Source organism: Bacillus sp. FSL R5-0560, assembly GCF_037966305.1.
GTDB classification, from domain to species: domain Bacteria; phylum Bacillota; class Bacilli; order Bacillales; family Bacillaceae; genus Bacillus; species Bacillus mojavensis.
This window is the reverse complement of sequence record NZ_CP150195.1, coordinates 879,260-898,243: the sequence shown is the minus strand read 5'-3', so window position 1 is coordinate 898,243 and position 18,984 is coordinate 879,260. Positions and strand designations below refer to the sequence as shown.

Genomic DNA, 18,984 nt, shown 5'->3' with positions numbered 1-18,984 from the left:
GCCCTCCTATAATTGGTTTTAGTTGATCTTCATTGAAATCGATTCACGGGAATGCAGGATATAATAGACTGAATTTACAAATAATTTAACACCTGCTGATAACGCTTTTTCATCGAACGTGAATTTAGGATGGTGATGCGGATAGATCATCTCTCCGGCTCCCGCTCCCAGAGCGATATAACAGCTCGGCACTCGTTCAGAAAACGACGAGAAATCCTCTCCGCCCATCATTGGCACTAACGGAAATATCTGATCCTCCCCCCACAGATCCACCGCTGCTTTTCTGACCAGTTCGGTTACGTTCGGATCGTTCACAACAGACTTGTATCCTTGGCGATAATCCAATTCATACGAGGCGCCATGGGCTTCAGTTACGCCTTTTATGATGGTTTCCATAAACGCTTCCGTATTTGCCCTGACTTCCTTTCGAAATGTCCTTACCGTCCCACCAAGCGTCACAGTGTCGGGGATCACATTGTAGGCGGCGCCGGCATGACACATGGTAACAGAGAGCACCAGTCTTTCGGCAGGATCTGTATGTCTTGAGGCAATGCTTTGCAAATGAGTAATGACCTGTGAGGCGATCACAAGCGGGTCAATGCACTGTTCAGGCTGAGAGGCATGCCCGCCTTTTCCTTTAATCGTGATATCAAAGCGGTCAGAGTTAGCGGTGACAGGACCTGATGCCAGTCCGATTTTTCCTAAAGGCATAGCAGAAAACAGATGAATGGCTATGCATACGTCAAGATGGTCCGCAATACCAGCCTTCACCATTTCCTGCGCCCCGCCGGGATGAACCTCCTCGGCATGCTGAAAAATAAAGTAGACTTCGCCGCTGAGCTCATCCTTTTTCTGAGACAAAATCTCAGCCGCCCCAAGCAGCATGGCAGTATGCCCGTCATGCCCGCACGCATGCATTACACCTGGATGGCGGGAGCAAAAATGACTGTCATGCTCCTCTTGAATCGGCAGCGCATCCATATCAGCGCGCAGCCCAATTCGTTTGCCCGGCCGCGCACCGCTCAGCCGGGCAACGACACTTGTCCTTGTCGGGCGGCTGATCTCAAGATATTCAAAAGAAGAGAGCGTATCATATACAAATTGAGCTGTTTTTTCTTCTTGAAAGGACAGCTCTGGGTATTGATGAAGATGTCTCCTCCATTCAATCACGTTCTTATACATACTGGCGTATTCATCCATCATGCTTCCAGCCCCCCTGTTTTAGAAACTCTTGCATTTACTTTATTGATTATATGGAGCTAGTTCAATTGGAATGTCAGACAATCTGACTTATTGAATCAAAAAAAGAAGAGGAAATCTGACAGATTCCTCTTCGTCTGATGTTATTTTGGACAGTGAAAATAAATAACTAACCTATCAAGCAATAATTGGCTGGTATAGTGCGGTTCCATACCGCTTTCCCATCTGCCAATGTATTGCTTATCATAAACTCTATCTACTGTTGCTCCACCCCATCAAGATACTTTCTCTCAAAGTCATCGAGCAATGCCCGCACTTCATCCGTTGACTTTGTGTTCATGCATTGATTTCTTAATTCACTCGCCCCTCGGAATCCGCGGAGATAAATCTTGAAAAAGCGAGGAAGAGGCTTGTACGGACGCGCTTCTAATGCTGAATATTTATCATGAAGATCCAGGTGCAGCCTTAAGAGATCAAGCAATTCCTTGCTGCTATGCTCTTTCGGCTCCTTTTCAAAGGCAAATGGATTTGTAAAAATACCACGCCCAATCATAATTCCATCGACACCGTATTCTTGAGCGAGTTTCAAGCCAGTTTGACGGTCAGGGATATCCCCATTGATCGTCAATAGCGTATCTGGCGCCACCTCGTCACGAAGTTTCTTAATCTCCGGGATGAGTTCCCAATGCGCATCCACTTTACTCATTTCCGCTCTTGTACGAAGATGAATAGAGAGATTAGCAATGTCCTGCTTCAATACGTGTGTCAGCCAATCGCGCCATTCATCCACATTCGTGTAACCAAGCCTTGTCTTCACACTTACAGGCAATCCCCCTGCTTTTGCAGCTTGTATTAATTCTGCCGCAACTTCAGGACGGCAAATAAGGCCGCTTCCCTTCCCATTGCCTGCCACATTAGGCACAGGACAGCCCATATTGATATCTAGACCTTTAAATCCTAGCTCCGCCATACCAATACTCATTTGGCGAAAATTCTCAGGCTTGTCTCCCCATATATGAGCCACCATTGGCTGTTCATCCTCCGTGAAGGTCAAACGGCCGCGGACACTATCCTTCCCATCCGGGTGACAATAGCTCTCCGAGTTTGTAAACTCTGTAAAAAATACATCCGGCCTGCCTGCTTCACTTACTACATGACGGAAAACAACATCCGTCACATCTTCCATTGGGGCCAGTACAAAAAAAGGCCGTGGTAATTCACGCCAGAAATTATCTATCGTCATTCCATTCAAATCCTTTCATTATGGGATACCAACGCAAACCTTTATCCCAAAATTAAAAAGCTGACCATACTTCTTTTACACTTATAGCATGCATAAGCACTTCTTATCAAACGAAAGTAAATTTTGAACATTTAAATCTTTACTAATAACATATAACAAGCGACAAAACAAACCGACTAGAAAAGCAGTTTGAGTCATAGGGTCAGGTACATAATCCAAGTTTCAGTGTATGTTCCTGCAAATTTTCTTTCAATAGCTTGGACTGCGCATGAAAAAGACCCGGAAATCGGAATTGTTTATTTTACCGAAATCCAGATCTGATTAGAAATTGTTTATTTTAGTTAGATGATTTTAATACAAGCTTCGCCACCGCTTCCACATGAGCCGTCTGCGGAAACATATCCACAGGCTGAATATATTCCACGCGATAGTCTTTCGACAGCGCCTGTAAATCCTTCGCAAGTGTGGATGGATTGCAGGAAACGTAGACAAAGCGTTTCGGTTTAACTTTTTTGATCGTATCCAGGAACGTGCTGTCACAGCCGGTTCTTGGCGGGTCAACGATGACGACGTCCGGGCGGAAGCCTTCTTTCGTCCATTTCGGGAGCCAGTGCTCGGCTGTTCCTGTTACGTACGTGGCGTTTGTCATGCCGTGTTTTTTGGCATTTTTCTTAGCATCGTCAATCGATTCTTCGATGACGTCCATGCCGCGGACTTCCTTCGCTCCGTCGGCCACCCACATGCCGATGGTGCCGACGCCGCAATACGCGTCAACGACTTTTTCTTTCCCGGTCAGCTGCGCCGCTTTTTTCACTTCATCATACAGCTTGACGGTTTGCTCCGGATTGAGCTGGAAGAAGGCGCGGGCGCTCAATTCAAAAGATACGTCGCCGAGCACCTCTTGAATCACGGTATGTCCGGCGAGGGGTTTTGATTTCTCACCGAAAATAACAGAGGTTTTCGCTCCGTTTACATTTTGAATAATGGATTTCACCTCAGGCAGGCGCTTTTGGATCGCTTTGACGATTTCTTCCTTATGCGGAAGCGTATCTTTTGCTGTGACAAGCACGACCTGCACTTCGCCTGTTTCAAAGCCGACTCTCGTCACTATCGTGCGGACGTCGCCTTTTCGTTTTCTTTCATTATAAACAGACACATTGAAGTCCTCTAAAATGCGACGGACGATGCCTGTTGTTTTGTTGGTTGCCGGATGCTGGACGATGCAGTCTTTGATTGGCACGATATCATGAGAATCAAGACCGTATAAGCCGGCAATGATGCTGCCGCTTTGTGAGCGTCCGATCTGGAATTGGCTTTTGTTACGGTAGTTCCATGGGTTGTCCATGCCGACCGTTTCTCTAATATCCATGTTTTCGACTTTGAACTTCGTATGGCGCTCCAGAGACTGGATGACGATGTCGCGCTTTTCCCGAAGCTGCTGGCTGTATGCAAGATGCTGAAGCTGACAGCCGCCGCACTGCTCGTAGACAGGGCAAGGCGGTGCCACCCGATGCTCCGAAGCCTTGCGAATCTTCTTGATCCGTCCCTCCGAAAACTTCGGCTGCACTTTCGTCGCTTGGACGACAACCTCTTCACCTGGAAGCGCGCCGGGCACGAATACGACTTTTTTCTTGAAATAGCCGACGCCTTCCCCGTTAATCCCGAGACGTTTAATCGTCAGCGGAAAGGTCTGTCCGACTTTCAGTTCGACGGGCGCCTTTTTGTTTTGTTGGTTCACGTTGTTCTCTCCGTTTCTATATGAAGCTTTCTGCGGATGGCAGAAAGTGAAATGGTTTTTTCACATCTTTCTAGTATAACATGCTTGCCTAGATTCCTTCATATTTTTCAAAAACATTTCCATTTTTGCTCAATAATTTTGCAAAACAGCCGATACAGTTTATGACTATTACATAAAAGAGGGATAAAATGAAGAAATTTCTAACCGCTGCCTGTGCATTAGGATTATTATTCAGTGCGGCAGGATGCGGAAACAGCAGCAGCGCGAGCTCTGCAAAAACAGAAAAAACAGCAGAAGACGAAAGCAAAAATCTGGATTTTCTAAAAAAAGACTTTAACAGTATTACCAAAGAAGAGTGGGGAAAAATCCATATTTCGAAAAAAGATTTAAACGGCGCATTTGAAAAAATGACAGAAGCCAATTCCAATGGAGAAAAAGTGATTAAAAATGTGGAAGTGAAAAACAATACGGTTGTTGTCACCTTTAACAACTCAGACGGAAAATCGATGGAAAACGGTCTCTTGGCAATTGTCTTCGATCAGTTTCTTCGCGCATTGTATAAGCATTCGTCATATTATGACGGCAGCGAACCAGCCATTCGATTTGTCGATCTTGACAATCAGCTGATTCAGGAAAGCAATAAGCCGCTGGATACCGACAATGAAACAGATGATTCAAGCCAAGACAGCGGGCATAAAATTCTTTCCAAACCCGGTGAAACATCCACCGAGGACAATGGAGAAATTGTTACATTAGACAAAATTGCTGATGTCCAGAAACAGACAGCAATAAAGCCCTTAACGATTACTGTCGATGAAGTCAAATTGCTGTCGCGTACAAATATCAGCCCCCTCCAGCTGAAGCTCTTTAAAAGAATGACAGATCAAAAAGTGTCTGAACCTCTTCGTTACATTCAAATCACTTATAAAGCCGAGAATACAGGAGACACACAAGTTGATTGGCAGGGTATCGAATCTGTAGAAACAGATGACGGGCAAAAGCTGACAGTTTCTGATAATAATATCTTTAAAGACAATGATCATGTTTTCGGACCTCACAAAGAAAACGAAGGTGTGATAGGAGCTGTATACAGCGGAAAAGCGGAAGATCTTCACCAATTAAAAATTACGTTTTCACCTGTTAAAAATGGCGCTTCAGGCCAAAGCATGACAGTGAAGCTTGATTAATCTCAGCGGCTGTCGAAAAGGCAGCCGTTTTTTCATTCTATACTCCTCCACAAATATAACGACGCATAGCTCAAATAAGGCTCCCACTCCTTGCTCATCGCGAGCATAACATCCTTTGCCGGTTTGTCGTCCAAATTGAAATGGCGTTTGATCGCGTTTTGCAGTCCGATATCGGCCAGCGGGAATAAATTGGGCCGCCCGAGCCCAAACATCAGCACGTTTTGTACTGTCCATGGGCCGATGCCTCTGATTTTGATCAGTTTCTTCATGATGTCTTCATCTGTCAGTTGGGGCAGCTCTGACAAATCGAGTGTGCCTTCTGCAATCATCCTTGACGTATCAATGGCGTATTCCGCTTTTCTCATGCTGAACTGGAGCTCGCGGAGATCTTGATAATCCAGCGCCGCAATCGTTTCCGGCTTCGGATAGCACCACACGCCGTCCTTCTGCTCGCCGAACGTATGGACAAACCGTTCTGTCAAGGTGTACGCAAAAGATAGATTCAGCTGCTGGTGCACAATGCATTTCATGATACAGTTGTACACGCTGTAGTCCAATACAAGCGGCGTGCCTGCATGCTCTTCAAATATCGCGGAAAGATTCGTTTTAGAGAAATGCTCAAGGACATGCTGCAAATCATGTTCCCATTGAAAAATCCGTTTGATTTCCTTCATCATGTCTTCCTGCTCTGTTTCCCCGCTGACGAGAAACTCGGGCTCGTCCGCATCGCCTAAAGCCTGCACCTTCACAATACATACGTCACCGGTCTTATTTCTGATCGGCACTCTTATGTCCCGCGCTTTCAGATCAACTGCATTCAAAGGGTCTAACGCCAGCCTGTCGAGCACACGGTCAAAATGGTACGGCGGTGTGACCGATACTTTTTCTTCCCACATATGATCAGCCCTTTTTCCGTTTTTGTTCAGTATACCACGCCGCTGGAAACCGGCAGAAAACACTGTATACTTTTCTGAAAAAGGCCGCATGATATAATGGCAGGTGGAGGGTTGTTTATGATCAACATTACCGCTATCACAACACAGCATCAGCTTTTAAAAAATATACCGATCGAACGGGTTGAACAGCCGGATATTGCGTGGTACTGGGTTGATTTTTACGGCCCGGAGGAAACAGAAACCGCGTTATTGAGAGATTTTTTTCATTTTCATCCGCTTGCGATTGAAGATTGTTTTCAGCATATGCAGCGCCCGAAGCTTGACCATTACGACGGCTATCGCTTTTACGTGCTTCATGCGCTGAATCAGGAAACGCTTGAGACCGAAGAAGTCGATATCTTTCAGGGCGAAAAATTTGTCGTCACCTTTCATTTACACGAAACACCCGGTATCGCCAAAGTCCGGGAGCGTTTATATGCTTCACCGGATCTGTTAAAAAAAGGGCCGGGGCATATTTCTTATATGATTATGGATCAGCTTGTTGATGAATATTTTCCTCTGGTGTACAAAATAGAAGACCGGCTGAATGAGATTGAAGACAGCCGCAGCCACAAAACATACGGGACGCTGATGAGCGAGGTGTTTGAGCTCAGAACAGACCTATTGCATCTCAGGCGGACCATTATTCCGATGCGTGATTTGCTGTATCGGATTTTAAGTCTTGACCATCTCAAAGACCAGCGTGAAACAAAGGCATACTTTAGCGATATTTACGATCATTTATTAAAGCTTTCAGAAATTGTGGAATCTAACCGTGACATGACGTCCGATTTGCGTGACAGCTACGTGACACTGAATTCCAACCGGATGAATGCGATTATGATGACATTGACCATCGTGTCTACGATATTTATCCCGCTCACGTTTATCGCCGGCGTTTACGGCATGAACTTCGACAACATGCCGGAGCTTCACTGGGAATACGGATATTACGCCGTGCTTGGCCTGATGGCCGCCCTTGTGATCGGCATGCTGATATGGTTTGTACATAAAGGATGGTTCAACATCTTTAAATGAGGACAGCGTGAAGCTGTTCTTTTTATTTTGGCAAGCCGATTTCCAGCATATCCTGTTCGTTTTGTATATAATGAAAAAAATGTTCAGGGAGGGATCAGATTGAAAATCGCTGTGATCGGACTTGGCAATATGGGACAGCCCATTGCCCGAAACGTGCTACAAGCAGGCTATCGTTTGACGGTATACAATCGGACGAAAGAAAAGACGGAGGAATTTGCATCCCAAGGCGCCCAAGTGGCAGAAACGCCTCGCCAGGCGGCCGAGACCGCTGATATCGTCGTGACAATGCTTTCTGATGACAATTCTGTCAGCGCTGTGACATTCGGCAAAGATGGATTGATTGAAGGATTATCAGAGAATGGGATTCACATTTCGATGAGCACGATCAGTGTTGAGTTCTCAGAAAAGCTCGCGGCCGCCCATGCGGAAAAAGGACAATCCTTCCTCGCCGCTCCTGTGCTGGGAAGACCAGATGCCGCAGCAAACGCCGCGCTTCGGATAATTGCGGCAGGACCCGCGGAAGCAAAAAAAACAGCAAAACCTCTGCTCGAAAGCTTGAGTCAGCAAGTGTTTGACGTCGGCGAAGAAAGCAAAACAGCAAACGCAGCGAAAATTAGCATCAATTTCCTGCTCGTATCCATGCTGGAGGCGTTATCTGAATCATTCCTGATGATGGAGAAATACGGTTTAGAGCAAAAGCAATTTTTAGACATCGCCAACGCGCTTTTCAGCTCCCCTGTATATCAAAATTACGGAACGATCATGGCCGAGCTGGCGAAAAGCCATTTTGAAAATGGTATTGAAAAAGGGCTTGGAGACCTAGATTGGGCCGCTTTAATAACATGCATAGAAAAATAGAAAGAAGCCTCTCCATTGCGGAGAGGCTTTCTTGTTTACAAAGACGGCAGCTTCATTTCTTTCTCAAACATCAAGTCATCAATGCTTTTAAAGGTATAGCCTTGTTTTTTCAGATCGGTAATCGCATCGTCCAGCGCCTCGGCATTGTCCTTGGAGACAGTGTGAAGCAGGTAAATCGCTCCCGGATGCGCCTGTTTGATCATGTGATCGTAGGCGTATTTTTTCCCTTTTTGATGATTGATTTTCCAGTCGACAAAAGCGACGGACCAGAAAACGGTTTGATAGCCCATGCGTTTCGTTTCTTTCAGCACGTATTCACTGAACACGCCGCGCGGCGGCCGTAAGTACAGATTGTCCTGCTTTCCCGTGATCTTATAAACCTCTTCGTTGACTGAATCGAGCTCGTCCTGAATTTGGTCAGCGGTTTTTGTCGTCAGATCTGGATGGTGAAAGGAGTGGTTACCGATGATATGCCCTTCATCCGACATCCGTTTGATCAGCTCGGGCTGATCTTTCACGAAATGCCCGGTGACAAAAAACGTTCCTGTCACGTGATGTTTTTTTAAGACATCAAGCACCTTTGGCGTATATCCATTTTCATAGCCGTTATCAAATGTTAAATAAATTGTTTTTTCTTTAGTATTGCCTAAATAAAACGCGTCGTATTTTTTGATCAGGCTGTTCAGCTGTTTTCCCGCATCTGGCGGCTGATGGTTAACGCTTCGCTTAAAGCCCCAATTAATTGGCTCATTCGGTACCGCATCTGCCTGTTTTGCTCCTGCTGCAAGCAGGACGGCGGCGCAGCATATTGCACACATCCACTTCATGGCCAGCGCTCCTTCTGCATTTTTTCTTATTTTACAGAAAGGCGCTCCATTTTATACTGACGCTTTATGCCAATATAAAAAACCGCGGCAAGCGCGATTTTATTCCCAGTCTTTTTTAAATCGTTCATATTTGGCTTCCAGGTCATCCAGCATGCCGATGAGCCTATCTATATCTTCTACGTCTGTTGCTTCAGGGTCTAATGAATCAATGACGTTCATAAACATGTCTAGTCTGTTCTTTAAATAATCAAGCTGCTGATCTTTATTGTTTACTGCGTTCCCCATTCTGCGCCTCCATTCATTTTTTATCATGGTAGCTCATTTTTTGCTGTTTTTCAATCGCCCCGCTACTTGCGATCTTGGCAAATCAGGTCTAAAATTAACTGTTGGCAGCGTTAGTATGCCCCATTTATAAAGGAGTTAGATAGTCATGACACAAAACACGAAGCTGCGTCCGATTACACCTGAGTTCGATCCTTGGGAAGCCTATATGGATGTCGACCAGTATGGAGATATGCAGCTGACGAACGTTGAATTTACAACGACGACACTGTGCAATATGAGATGCGAGCATTGCGCTGTCGGCTATACATTGCAGCCCAAAGACCCGAATGCTCTCCCAATAGATCTTCTGTTAAAACGGCTGGAGGAAATTCCCCTCCTCAGATCCATCAGTATTACAGGCGGAGAGCCGATGCTTTCACTAAAATCCGTAAAGGAATATGTCGTGCCGTTATTGAAATACGCCCACGAACGCGGGGTGCGGACCCAAATCAATTCAAACCTGACTCTCGATATCGAGCGATACGAATGGATTATTCCGTATCTTGATGTGTTACATATTTCTCATAACTGGGGAACGGTTGAAGAGTTTGCGGAAATCGGTTTCGCTATGATGGACAGAAAACCGACCTTCGAGCAGCGCGCGCGCTATTTTGATAAAATGATTGAAAACAGCCGCAAGCTAGTGGATGCCGGAGTGATGGTATCAGCGGAAACGATGCTGAACAAACGCACACTTCCGCATATTGAGCATATTCACCGCCAAATCACAGAAGATATGAAATGTCAGCGCCATGAAGTCCATCCGATGTATCCGAGTGATTTTGCGAGCGCCCTTGAATCTCTCAGCCTGAAGGACATGAGACAGGCCATTCACCGCTTGCTGGATATTCGTGATGAAAATACATGGATGCTGTTCGGAACACTGCCGTTTTACGCATGCAGTCCCAATGAAGAGGATCAAGAGCTGCTGCGTCGGCTTCGCACGGCGAAAAACGTGACAGTGAGAAATGACCCTGACGGCCGGTCGCGCCTGAATGTCAATATTTTTGACGGGAATATTATCGTGACAGACTTCGGGGATACACCGCCGCTCGGCAATATACAAACGGACAGCCTGCCTTCCGCCTACCAAAAGTGGAGAGAAACAAAGCTGGCCAAAGAGCTGAACTGCCACTGCCCGAATGTCCGGTGCCTCGGACCAAACGTACTCGTCAAAAACAGCTACTACCAGGATACAGATTTTTCAAAACGTCAAGCCAGGAGTTAGATGCGGATGGAAGAAACACTTACGGAGATTTTTCAGAATAAAATCGTTGATATTCTCCTCGTCGCCGTTATTTTGTGGATCGGTGTTTTTATCATTAACCGATTGGTGCAGTTATTTTTTAAACGGACGGACTTTATTGAAGAGAGAAAAGAGAAGACCATCGAAAGCCTTGTCCGTTCTATCACCCAATATACGGCGACAATTGGTTTTATCTTTTATGTTATTTCTTTATTTGTGCATGATTTCGGCAAAATTTTAGCCGGGGCGGGTGTAGCCGGTATCGTCATCGGTTTTGGCGCCCAATCGCTGATTAAGGATGTGCTGGCGGGTGTGTTTTTAATTTATGAACGCCAGCTGCACAAAGGCGATTATGTGACGGTAAACAATTTATTTAACGGCACCGTCGAAGAAATTGGCCTGCGCTCGCTGCAAATCCGCGAGTGGAGCGGAAAACTGCTCACCATCAGCAATGGTGAGGTCAGACAGATAGAAAATTACAATATCGATTTTATGCGTATTACCGAATCCTTTCTCATCAGCTTTAAAGAAGATCCAGACCGTGTATACAGTGTGCTGGAGGAAGCTTGCGACATGCTGAATGAAGAGCTTCGCGATTCACTGAAGCGGGATGAATTCGGAAACCCGACAGAGCCTTTTCAAATACACGGCATTACCGCTTTGAATAAAATTAACCGCGGGGTTGAATTTACCGTGAAGGGTATGGTGCGGGATGAAGATTATTTCAGCACCAGCCTTGCCGCCAGACGGGTTCTCGTTCGCCAGCTGTACCAAAACAATGTTCAAATGCTTGAGGAAGCGGTAAGGATCGAAAGACCCCAATAAAAAAACTGATTCCATAATGGAATCAGTTTTTTATTTATCTTGGCTGTGAGGAAAGCTGGAAGCTAAACGTGACATGGTCTTGAACCGGAATCCACGCGCCGATTCCCTGTGACGTGACATTTTTCACAACAAGTTTTCGTTTATTGCCTTTGAGCACTAAATAGACTTCTCCGTAAGTCACTTTCCCTTTTTCATTCACAGCCGGAGCATATGCGTTTAAATAACCAAGCTTTTTCGGAGCGACTTTATAAATTTGATCTCGTTTTGTTCCCGCTCCGATGACCGTTTCAAATGCAAGCGGAAGATTTGTTTTTTCCATCGCCTTCAGCATCATCATGCTTTTGACATCTTCCGTGTTTGGAACTTTTGCTGTCAGGCCGCCCGTTACTTTATATTGCTGCTCTTGAGCGTAATGCATTTCAGCCGTTTGTTTTCCGCCGCGGTTATCCGAACGGTTTGTATTGATTTTTTTATATTCCCAGTTGGCGACCGTTTCATTCGATTCATATCCGAGCGCCCATTTCCCGAGAAATATTGTGGCCCGGTAGCCGACCGCAAGCGGTGTGCCAGAGACCGTAGACTCGTTCAGCATTTTGATGAGGTGCGGATTTTGGATCTGTACCTCTGATGAATTCAGCAGTTCCTTAGCCAGCTTGCTCGGCTGAAGCATCGGCTGATCCTGTGAAGCATTCGGATATGTGTTTTCCTTCGAGATGCTTGCTACAGAATTAGGCACCTTAAACTGCTTTTTCGCGTGGATGGGCTGAACGCCGAAAAAACTAAAGAATAACAACACAATAAGTGTGGAATGAAATAGCTTTTTCATCATATCACTCTTTCTATGGCATTTTCCCTTAGTCTTTTCTTCCCGCTTTGTTGTTATCCATCATTTTTTTAGGTTAAAGAAGGAAAAAGCCGATCGCCATAATGACATAAGCCGCTAGCAGCGTAGCACCTTCAAACCAGTTGGAATCACCATCATTCGAAATGGCAATCATCAAGAGAACGGAAGATACCATCGCGACAAGCTCCGGCAGTGTAAAGACAAGCGGCATGCTTACCGGGAAAAAGATGGAACAGATCACGAGCACTGGCGCGACAAACATGGCAATCTGCAAAGTGGAGCCGACAGCGATCTCCACCGCAATGTCCATTTTGTTTTTATAAGCCATGATAATCGCTGAAGCGTGTTCCGCCGCATTACCGACAATCGCAACGATGATGACCCCGATAAACAGCTCACTCCAGCCAAACTGTTCAGCAACCGAGTGGAATGTGTGCACCAGGTTTTCGGATATGTACGCCACGACAATTGTTGCCGCAAACAAGACGAGCGTGGCAACCTTCCCTGACCATTCCGGCTGCTCCTCTTCCTCTGGCTTGACAGCATTTTTTGGCTGATATACACCGCGGTGCGTAACAAGTTTAAAGTACAGAGCCGCCACATATAACAGAATCAAAATGATGCTGATGCCGATACTCAAATTAAGCTTGCTTGTATCCCCCATACCAACCGAAAACACCTCGGGAATTACGAAAGCCACAATAATGGCGAAAATCAAAAGCCCGGAATTATGGCGCGCGTCATGGATATTAAACTCCTGCCGCTTGTATTTTAAACCGCCGACAAAAAACGATAAGCCCGCAACCAGCAGGAGATTTCCTAGCACTGAACCGGTTAAAGAAGCAAGCACGATTCCGGTGAGACCTTCCTTTAATGCAAATAGCGAGATAATCAGCTCAACCGCATTCCCGAAGGTGGCGTTCAACAGACCGCCGATCCGCGGCCCTGCAATAATGGACAGCGATTCTGTCGCTCTCCCCATATAGCTTGCCAAAGCAATAATCGTTACACAATAGACTGCAAAGAGAATGGCAGAAGGCCAATGCATCAAACTGCCGATAACAGACAGCGGGACACCCGCCGCCACTAATATAAAAAAGATACGATTCATAGTGAATTGACTCCTTTTGTATGACTTGTTTTATTTTTATTCTTCACAAAAATCATCATGATTACACGAGGTCAAATGTTTACGGGCGATTTAGGCTTTTTTCAGGTTGCCGGCTTTTGGAAATCGGTGTACGATCAACATAGATCTCACAAAGGAGAACAGACACGATGTCACGAAAGCATTTTTTTATTCTGGTTTTGCTTGTTTCCATATCCGGTTTTTCACAAGGCATGCTGCTGCCCGTCATCTCGATTATTTTTGAAACAAATGGTGAATCCGCGGCGATTAACGGCCTGCATGCGACCGGACTGTACATCGGAGTGCTATTGGCTTCTCCGTTTATGGAGGCTCCACTTAGAAAACTGGGCTTCAAACCGCTGATTGTCATGGGCGGAAGCATCGTCATTTTAAGCTTGTTCGGGTTCATTTGGCTTCAGTCGGTTTGGGTGTGGTTTCTGCTTCGTCTTTTCATCGGGATCGGCGACCATATGCTTCATTTTTCGACGCAAACGTGGGTGACCTCCATGTCGTCAAAGCAAAACCGCGGGAGAAATCTTTCCATTTACGGACTCTCCTTTGGCCTTGGTTTTGCTGCGGGCCCGTTTATGGTTCCGCTTGTAAAGCTGAGTCCGGCACTGCCTTTTATCGTGTCAGGCTGCATCAGTTTGCTTGCGTGGCTGTTTGTTTTCTTGCTACAAAATGCATACCCGGAAACCAGCCCTCATGAAACCCAATCAGACAATAGTTTCAGACGCTTTTACCAGGCTATGCTGTTTGCATGGGTTGCGTTTATGCCTACGTTCGGGTACGGATTTCTGGAGACAGCATTAAACGGCAGCTTTCCTGTATATGCGCTGCGTCTGGGTTTATCTGTGGACGCCGTCGCTTTGATTCTTCCTGCATTTGCGATCGGGAGCATTATTTTTCAATTCCCGCTCGGCATTCTCAGCGATAAATACGGAAGACGGAATGTGCTGCTTGTGATTTTGCTGGCGGGAGCCATTTGCTTTCTCATCGCAGGCGTGTTCCCGTTTCCTTATGTGATCGGCTGCTGCTTCTTTATTGCGGGCATGGCAGTTGGGTCAACCTTTACACTCGGCATCAGCTTTATGACAGACCTTCTTCCGTCCCACCTGCTTCCGGCGGGGAATTTGCTTTGCGGCATTTCATTCAGTCTCGGCAGCATTTTCGGGCCGATTGCGGGCGGCTGGTATATGCAAACCTTCGAAAGCGCTAACTTGTTTTATTTGATTACCCTCATTCTGGCCGCTGTCTGGCTCGCTATTGCTTTAGGCAAACCGAAAAGCTGGCCCGCGGCTGAGACCTATTCTTCCTCTTCATAAGAAAAAGCCTCCTGACATCATGTCAGGAGGCTTTTGTTCTAATGATAGCCGTTTTGTCCGTTGGCACTTCCGCTAGTTTTTTGGCTCGATTTGCTCTTTGAGTTCTGTTTGTTATGGCTTCCGCCTTTTTTCGTATGCTTTGTCATCACGTTTAGCCCCCCGGATCATTTTTGAACTGAAGTTCCTTTATAGGGTGCGCTAATTGTAGGGATTTTCATCAGGAAGCTTTTTACGTTTATGTAAAAGCGCATTGATTTCTCCCCCTAAAATAATTAAAATGCCGCTTAAGTAAAACCAGATCATCAGGACGATGATCCCCCCAATGCTTCCATATGTGGCACTATAGTTCGCAAATGTACTGACATAAAACGAAAACAAGGTGCTGACGACAATCCAGCCGATGGCCGCAAACAGTGCACCCGGCATCACAAAGCGAAGCGACAGCTTTTTGTTAGGGGCGATGATGTACAAAGCAGAAAAAACAATCAGCAGCACAAGCGGGCTGACTCCCCAGCGAATCGCAGTCCAGATGGATAAAAACAGGTCCGACGCGCCGACAAAATCCGCAGCAAGCAGTCCAATCTGCCGGCCGAATACCGGCAGAAGGAGGGCAACTAAAATGGTAAACACCATGGCAATCGTCAGAAAAATTGAGGTCAGACGAACAATGATAAAAGAGCGGTTTTCCTCCACTTCATACGCGTGGTTTAACGATCTGACGATGGAATTCATTCCATTAGACGCAGACCATAACGCCGCGATGATCCCGAATGACAGCAATCCGCCGTTTCGGTCATTTAATGTTTGGTGGGTAATGGATTCAATGAGGGACATCGCACTCCCGGGAGCGTATTGTTTTACAACCCCCAGCACGTCATCTGTAGAAATCGGAAGATACGCGGTGAGCGTCAGCATAAAAATCAAAAACGGAAACAGCGATAATAGAAAAAAATACGCCAGCTCCGCAGATTTGCTTTGCCCCTCATGAAGGGTGTATCTGCCGAACAGCTCTTTCAGAAAGTTCATGTCGTCTCACCTCGAATGTTTGATCATTTATCTTTTGAAAAGTGGTCCTTCGTTTCCTGTACCAGCTCCATCACTTTCGGCGTTGTTTTTTTCAGCTCTTTAACTTGCTGATTAACGAAGCCGACTTCATCTGACAGCGTCTGGGCCAGCTGTTTTGCTTGATCAATTTTTGTAATGACATTGTTTTTCAATAGTTCAGGATTGTTTTTGTACAGAGACATTTTATGCTTGCACGTCATCCATCTCATGCCGCAGGCCTGTCTCGTCGGCTTATGGAATAAGGATAGCGCAGCGCCTGCCGCGGCTCCGAGAATGACCCCTTTCAGCAACCAGCGTTCATTGTTCATGATGAACTCTCCTTTCCCTTACAATAGTTTTTCTTCTTGAATGGATGCAAGCAGATGCTCACAGCCTGATCTGATCAATTGATAGACCTCGTCAAAGTTCCCAGTGTAGTAAGGGTCGGGAACATCCGCAAGATCTGAATCATCAACGTAGTCAAGCAGCCTCTTGATCTGTGCGGCTTTTTTAAACCCCGCCATGCTTCTCAGGCTTCCGATATTTTCTGCATCCATCGCAATGATGTAATCAAAATCGGTTAAATCCTGTTCGCGCACCTGGCGCGCCAGCATGCCTTCAAAACTGATTCCTTCTCTGCGCAATATCTCCTGCGTTCCTTCATGCGGAGGATTGCCGATGTGCCAGCCGCCGATGCCGGCTGAGTCTGTTCTGATTTTCCCCTCTAAACCTTTTGTTGCTGCCAAGTCCCGAAATATCGCTTCCGCCATTGGAGACCGGCAAATGTTTCCCAAGCAAACAAATAATACGCTGATCATGTTGTGCAACCTCCCTATTCTTTGCCCATATTTCTCTAAAAAGAAACCTTTACCGCTATCTTAGTAGGATGTTCAATCACATTTCAACTGATGTCACCACTTTTTTGAAATAAATGGACGAAATGAGAATAGGGTTTTTTTCTGATGGAATTCTGTTAGAATAAAACATACCAAATGACGCGAAAGAAAGGATGTAATCATTTGTCCAGCCAAAATACTGAAACATTAACTCAAATGATTGAAGAGATTTCACAAAAACTGAACATGCTGAATGTTGGGGTTATCAAAGCGGAAGACTTCAGCGACGAAAAAATAGAGGATCTCACCTACCTTCATAAAATGGTGATGAAAAAAGAAGCATTCAGCCCGAGCGAAATGCAGGCGATCGCTCAAGAACTTGCATCACTTCGAAAATAATGGGGCTTGCCGGCATTCGGCAAGTCTTTTTTTATTATGGATAAAGATGATTCTTTTTGCTTTCGTTCGTTGGGAGCCGGAAAGACGCGGCAGCAGGCATGCCCGCAAACATCTACCCGATGACATCAGCATGATGACAGCAAGGCGCCGGTCTTGGCGAACACAGCAAATGGTCGAATAAGATTTTGAAGGAGTACTAGAATGAAAACGAAATACGTCAAAACAGCAACCGGAATGTACATCAACTACTTCTTGCTCGGAATGGTCAATATTATTCTCGCATCCAACATGTCCTCCTTAACAAAGCAGTGGAATACCGACCCGACAGGCATCAGTTATGTGATTGCGGCTATCGGATTCGGCAAGCTGCTGACATACGGAATATCTGGCGTTTTATCAGATAAAGTAGGCAGAAAACCGCTCATTGTGGCTTCCGCAGGAATGATGGCTGTCTTTTTAGTCGGTATTCCCTTATCACCGAGTTATGAACTTGCGTTTGTGTTTGCTTTATTAGCCGGAGTCGCAAATTCAGCCATGGACGCAGGAACATATCCGGCTTTAACGGAGCTCTTTCCAACTGCCCCCAGCTCGGCGAATGTCTTGGTAAAAGCTTTTATGTCTCTCGGGGCCGCTCTTTTGCCGCTCCTGATTACAGTTTTGGCAGACCATAGCCTATTCTACGGATTTGCATTTTATTTGCCGGCAGCCGTCTATGCGCTGAATATCCTCTATTTATCAGCAGTTTCGCTGCCAAAAAAACAGAAACAACCAATCAGCTCCGGGCAACAGGGATCTCCAGCTTTCTTATCAGAACCCGACATGAAGAAAGAAGGCGCTGCCCTGATTATTATTGGCTTTACTTCAACAGCTTTATTTACAGTCTCTCAAATTTGGCTCCCAAGCTATGCCCAAAAGGCTGCAGGGTTAGCTGAATCAGCATCCGTACAATTGCTGAGCTACTATAGTATAGGATCTTTGATATCGGTTTTATTATTAGCTCTTTTGCTGAACAGATGGGTAAAACCGGTGATGATTACGCTGCTGTACCCCGTTATTACATTATGTACGCTTGCGGTTATGCTTACAATTCACGATCCAGTTGTGCTGGATATCACAGCCTTTTTCTTAGGATTTTCAACCGCTGGTGTGTTTCAAATTACCGTTACATTAATGACAGAGCTTTTCTGGAAACGCAAAGGCACCGTCACCGGAATTGTTGCGACAGCTTCAAGTCTTGCGTCGATTCTGCTGCCGATTGCTACAGGACTCATTGCAAAAGCGGGAGGCATAGCCCATATCTTTATGTTCGACTTCGGCATTGCTGTCATCGGGACAGTCTCCGCTGCCTTTTTGTATTACAGATACAATAAACTAACCGCAGGCTCCAAGCGATCATGAAAAAACGGACGTCCCCGCAGGGCGTCCGTTTTTGTTATTTTTCAAGCAGTGCCAAAGACTCGCGGTTAAATGCAGGAAGGTCCTCCGGCGTTCGGCTGGTGACCAATTGATCTTGGCAAACCACTACCTCCTGGTCAACGACATTAGCCCCCGCGTATTCCATATCTACACGAATAGACGTATAGCCTGTCGCTTTTCTGCCTTCCAGCGCTTTAGCAGTAATCAGCAGCTGCGGGCCGTGGCAGATCGCAAATACCGGCTTTTTGTCCGTCATAAACGCTTTTGCAAACTGGACGAACCGTTCATCGGCACGAAGCTGGTCGGGTGAAAACCCTCCCGGAATTAACAGCGCGTCAAAGTCGGAAGGGTTTACGTCATCAATGGACGCATCGACTGTGACTTGCGCATTCCCCTGCTTGCCTTTTACGGTTTTTCCTTTTTCATTTTCGATAACGGTCAGCTCATGCCCCGCTTCTTTAAATGCTTTGGCTGGTTCAGTATACTCGCTGTCTTCGAAATAATCTGTCAGCACAACGGCGATTTTTTTACCCATGATTGATAACCTCCCCCTTAATATGTCTACATAAA

The 18,984-nt window shown here is 45.9% G+C and carries 20 protein-coding genes; 8 read left to right on the top strand and 12 right to left on the bottom strand.

The window, feature by feature from the left end:
* Positions 1–18: 18 nt before the first annotated feature.
* The 3 genes from NST56_RS04370 to rlmD form a co-directional block, all read right to left on the bottom strand.
* Positions 19–1,203 (bottom strand): amidohydrolase, encoded by a 1,185-nt coding sequence (locus NST56_RS04370; protein ID WP_339180286.1) that lies wholly within the window; start codon positions 1,201–1,203, stop codon positions 19–21.
* A gap of 253 nt (positions 1,204–1,456) precedes the next feature.
* Positions 1,457–2,443 carry a tRNA-dihydrouridine synthase gene (locus NST56_RS04365; RefSeq protein ID WP_286058870.1) on the bottom strand — a complete coding sequence of 329 codons (987 nt, stop codon included), beginning with the start codon at positions 2,441–2,443 and terminating at the stop codon, positions 1,457–1,459.
* Positions 2,444–2,780: 337 nt separating this feature from the next.
* The gene (gene rlmD, locus NST56_RS04360; RefSeq protein WP_268472454.1) at positions 2,781–4,181 is read right to left on the bottom strand and encodes a 23S rRNA (uracil(1939)-C(5))-methyltransferase RlmD; all 1,401 of its coding nucleotides are present in this window, start codon (positions 4,179–4,181) and stop codon (positions 2,781–2,783) included.
* 188 nt (positions 4,182–4,369) lie between these two features.
* On the opposite strand from rlmD, the gene NST56_RS04355 reads away from it, so the two are divergent.
* The gene (locus tag NST56_RS04355; protein WP_339180282.1) at positions 4,370–5,368 is read left to right on the top strand and encodes a hypothetical protein; all 999 of its coding nucleotides are present in this window, start codon (positions 4,370–4,372) and stop codon (positions 5,366–5,368) included.
* A 32-nt stretch (positions 5,369–5,400) separates the two neighbouring features.
* Here the strand turns inward: NST56_RS04355 and NST56_RS04350 are convergent, their stop codons facing one another.
* Entirely contained in the window at positions 5,401–6,264 is an 864-nt protein-coding gene (locus NST56_RS04350; RefSeq protein ID WP_339180280.1) for a DNA-3-methyladenine glycosylase, read from the bottom strand.
* Positions 6,265–6,381: 117 nt separating this feature from the next.
* Here NST56_RS04350 and corA point away from each other — a divergent pair, with 117 nt between their 5' ends.
* Together corA and NST56_RS04340 are read left to right on the top strand one after the other, a co-directional pair.
* Positions 6,382–7,341: a magnesium/cobalt transporter CorA gene (gene corA, locus NST56_RS04345; protein WP_010333404.1), complete on the top strand. Its 960-nt coding sequence runs from the start codon at positions 6,382–6,384 to the stop codon at positions 7,339–7,341.
* 99 nt (positions 7,342–7,440) lie between these two features.
* Positions 7,441–8,199: an NAD(P)-dependent oxidoreductase gene (locus NST56_RS04340; protein ID WP_339180277.1), complete on the top strand. Its 759-nt coding sequence runs from the start codon at positions 7,441–7,443 to the stop codon at positions 8,197–8,199.
* Positions 8,200–8,234: 35 nt separating this feature from the next.
* Here NST56_RS04340 and pdaA read toward each other — a convergent pair whose 3' ends face one another.
* Positions 8,235–9,026 carry a delta-lactam-biosynthetic de-N-acetylase gene (pdaA, locus tag NST56_RS04335; RefSeq protein ID WP_059291644.1) on the bottom strand — a complete coding sequence of 264 codons (792 nt, stop codon included), beginning with the start codon at positions 9,024–9,026 and terminating at the stop codon, positions 8,235–8,237.
* A gap of 99 nt (positions 9,027–9,125) precedes the next feature.
* Positions 9,126–9,311, bottom strand: a complete 186-nt coding sequence (locus NST56_RS04330; protein WP_010333401.1) for an SE1561 family protein — start codon at positions 9,309–9,311, stop codon at positions 9,126–9,128.
* Positions 9,312–9,456: 145 nt separating this feature from the next.
* Between NST56_RS04330 and yfkAB the strand changes: the two genes are divergently transcribed.
* Entirely contained in the window at positions 9,457–10,578 is a 1,122-nt protein-coding gene (yfkAB, locus tag NST56_RS04325; RefSeq protein WP_168747210.1) for a radical SAM/CxCxxxxC motif protein YfkAB, read from the top strand.
* A complete protein-coding gene (gene mscC / locus NST56_RS04320) occupies positions 10,579–11,421 on the top strand; it encodes a mechanosensitive ion channel protein MscC (RefSeq protein WP_339180270.1) in 843 nt (280 codons plus the stop codon). It begins immediately after the preceding gene.
* A 34-nt stretch (positions 11,422–11,455) separates the two neighbouring features.
* On the opposite strand, the gene NST56_RS04315 is transcribed toward mscC, so the two are convergent.
* Complete coding sequence (locus NST56_RS04315) at positions 11,456–12,250, bottom strand: YfkD family protein (protein WP_339180268.1); 795 nt, start codon at positions 12,248–12,250, stop codon at positions 11,456–11,458.
* A 70-nt stretch (positions 12,251–12,320) separates the two neighbouring features.
* Complete coding sequence (gene cax, locus NST56_RS04310; RefSeq protein WP_326226351.1) at positions 12,321–13,376, bottom strand: calcium/proton exchanger; 1,056 nt, start codon at positions 13,374–13,376, stop codon at positions 12,321–12,323.
* A 167-nt stretch (positions 13,377–13,543) separates the two neighbouring features.
* On the opposite strand from cax, the gene NST56_RS04305 reads away from it, so the two are divergent.
* Entirely contained in the window at positions 13,544–14,719 is a 1,176-nt protein-coding gene (locus NST56_RS04305) for an MFS transporter (protein WP_326196946.1), read from the top strand.
* 198 nt (positions 14,720–14,917) lie between these two features.
* On the opposite strand, the gene NST56_RS04300 is transcribed toward NST56_RS04305, so the two are convergent.
* The 3 genes from NST56_RS04300 to NST56_RS04290 are packed head-to-tail and all read right to left on the bottom strand — an operon-like array spanning position 14,918 to position 16,581.
* Complete coding sequence (locus NST56_RS04300; RefSeq protein WP_010333394.1) at positions 14,918–15,745, bottom strand: YihY family inner membrane protein; 828 nt, start codon at positions 15,743–15,745, stop codon at positions 14,918–14,920.
* Between the two features lie 23 nt (positions 15,746–15,768).
* Positions 15,769–16,092 carry a hypothetical protein gene (locus tag NST56_RS04295; RefSeq protein WP_010333393.1) on the bottom strand — a complete coding sequence of 108 codons (324 nt, stop codon included), beginning with the start codon at positions 16,090–16,092 and terminating at the stop codon, positions 15,769–15,771.
* Between the two features lie 18 nt (positions 16,093–16,110).
* A complete protein-coding gene (locus NST56_RS04290; RefSeq protein ID WP_010333392.1) occupies positions 16,111–16,581 on the bottom strand; it encodes a low molecular weight protein-tyrosine-phosphatase in 471 nt (156 codons plus the stop codon).
* Between the two features lie 201 nt (positions 16,582–16,782).
* Between NST56_RS04290 and NST56_RS04285 the strand changes: the two genes are divergently transcribed.
* Together NST56_RS04285 and NST56_RS04280 are read left to right on the top strand one after the other, a co-directional pair.
* On the top strand, positions 16,783–16,998 hold the full coding sequence (locus NST56_RS04285; RefSeq protein WP_010333391.1) for a DUF1128 domain-containing protein: 216 nt from the start codon (positions 16,783–16,785) through the stop codon (positions 16,996–16,998).
* Between the two features lie 201 nt (positions 16,999–17,199).
* Positions 17,200–18,396 carry an MFS transporter gene (locus tag NST56_RS04280; protein ID WP_326218832.1) on the top strand — a complete coding sequence of 399 codons (1,197 nt, stop codon included), beginning with the start codon at positions 17,200–17,202 and terminating at the stop codon, positions 18,394–18,396.
* Between the two features lie 34 nt (positions 18,397–18,430).
* On the opposite strand, the gene NST56_RS04275 is transcribed toward NST56_RS04280, so the two are convergent.
* Complete coding sequence (locus tag NST56_RS04275) at positions 18,431–18,949, bottom strand: type 1 glutamine amidotransferase domain-containing protein (RefSeq protein WP_326218831.1); 519 nt, start codon at positions 18,947–18,949, stop codon at positions 18,431–18,433.
* Between the last annotated feature and the right edge of the window lie 35 nt (positions 18,950–18,984).

Coding starts and splice junctions, on each gene's coding strand:
- NST56_RS04370 (WP_339180286.1), bottom strand. CDS start 1,203: ATGATGGATGAATACGCCAGTATGTATAAGAACGTGATTGAATGGAGG.
- NST56_RS04365 (WP_286058870.1), bottom strand. CDS start 2,443: ATGACGATAGATAATTTCTGGCGTGAATTACCACGGCCTTTTTTTGTA.
- NST56_RS04355 (WP_339180282.1), top strand. CDS start 4,370: ATGAAGAAATTTCTAACCGCTGCCTGTGCATTAGGATTATTATTCAGT.
- NST56_RS04350 (WP_339180280.1), bottom strand. CDS start 6,264: ATGTGGGAAGAAAAAGTATCGGTCACACCGCCGTACCATTTTGACCGT.
- corA (WP_010333404.1), top strand. CDS start 6,382: ATGATCAACATTACCGCTATCACAACACAGCATCAGCTTTTAAAAAAT.
- pdaA (WP_059291644.1), bottom strand. CDS start 9,026: ATGAAGTGGATGTGTGCAATATGCTGCGCCGCCGTCCTGCTTGCAGCA.
- NST56_RS04330 (WP_010333401.1), bottom strand. CDS start 9,311: ATGGGGAACGCAGTAAACAATAAAGATCAGCAGCTTGATTATTTAAAG.
- yfkAB (WP_168747210.1), top strand. CDS start 9,457: ATGACACAAAACACGAAGCTGCGTCCGATTACACCTGAGTTCGATCCT.
- mscC (WP_339180270.1), top strand. CDS start 10,579: ATGCGGATGGAAGAAACACTTACGGAGATTTTTCAGAATAAAATCGTT.
- NST56_RS04315 (WP_339180268.1), bottom strand. CDS start 12,250: ATGATGAAAAAGCTATTTCATTCCACACTTATTGTGTTGTTATTCTTT.
- cax (WP_326226351.1), bottom strand. CDS start 13,376: ATGAATCGTATCTTTTTTATATTAGTGGCGGCGGGTGTCCCGCTGTCT.
- NST56_RS04305 (WP_326196946.1), top strand. CDS start 13,544: ATGTCACGAAAGCATTTTTTTATTCTGGTTTTGCTTGTTTCCATATCC.
- NST56_RS04300 (WP_010333394.1), bottom strand. CDS start 15,745: ATGAACTTTCTGAAAGAGCTGTTCGGCAGATACACCCTTCATGAGGGG.
- NST56_RS04295 (WP_010333393.1), bottom strand. CDS start 16,092: ATGAACAATGAACGCTGGTTGCTGAAAGGGGTCATTCTCGGAGCCGCG.
- NST56_RS04290 (WP_010333392.1), bottom strand. CDS start 16,581: ATGATCAGCGTATTATTTGTTTGCTTGGGAAACATTTGCCGGTCTCCA.
- NST56_RS04280 (WP_326218832.1), top strand. CDS start 17,200: ATGAAAACGAAATACGTCAAAACAGCAACCGGAATGTACATCAACTAC.
- NST56_RS04275 (WP_326218831.1), bottom strand. CDS start 18,949: ATGGGTAAAAAAATCGCCGTTGTGCTGACAGATTATTTCGAAGACAGC.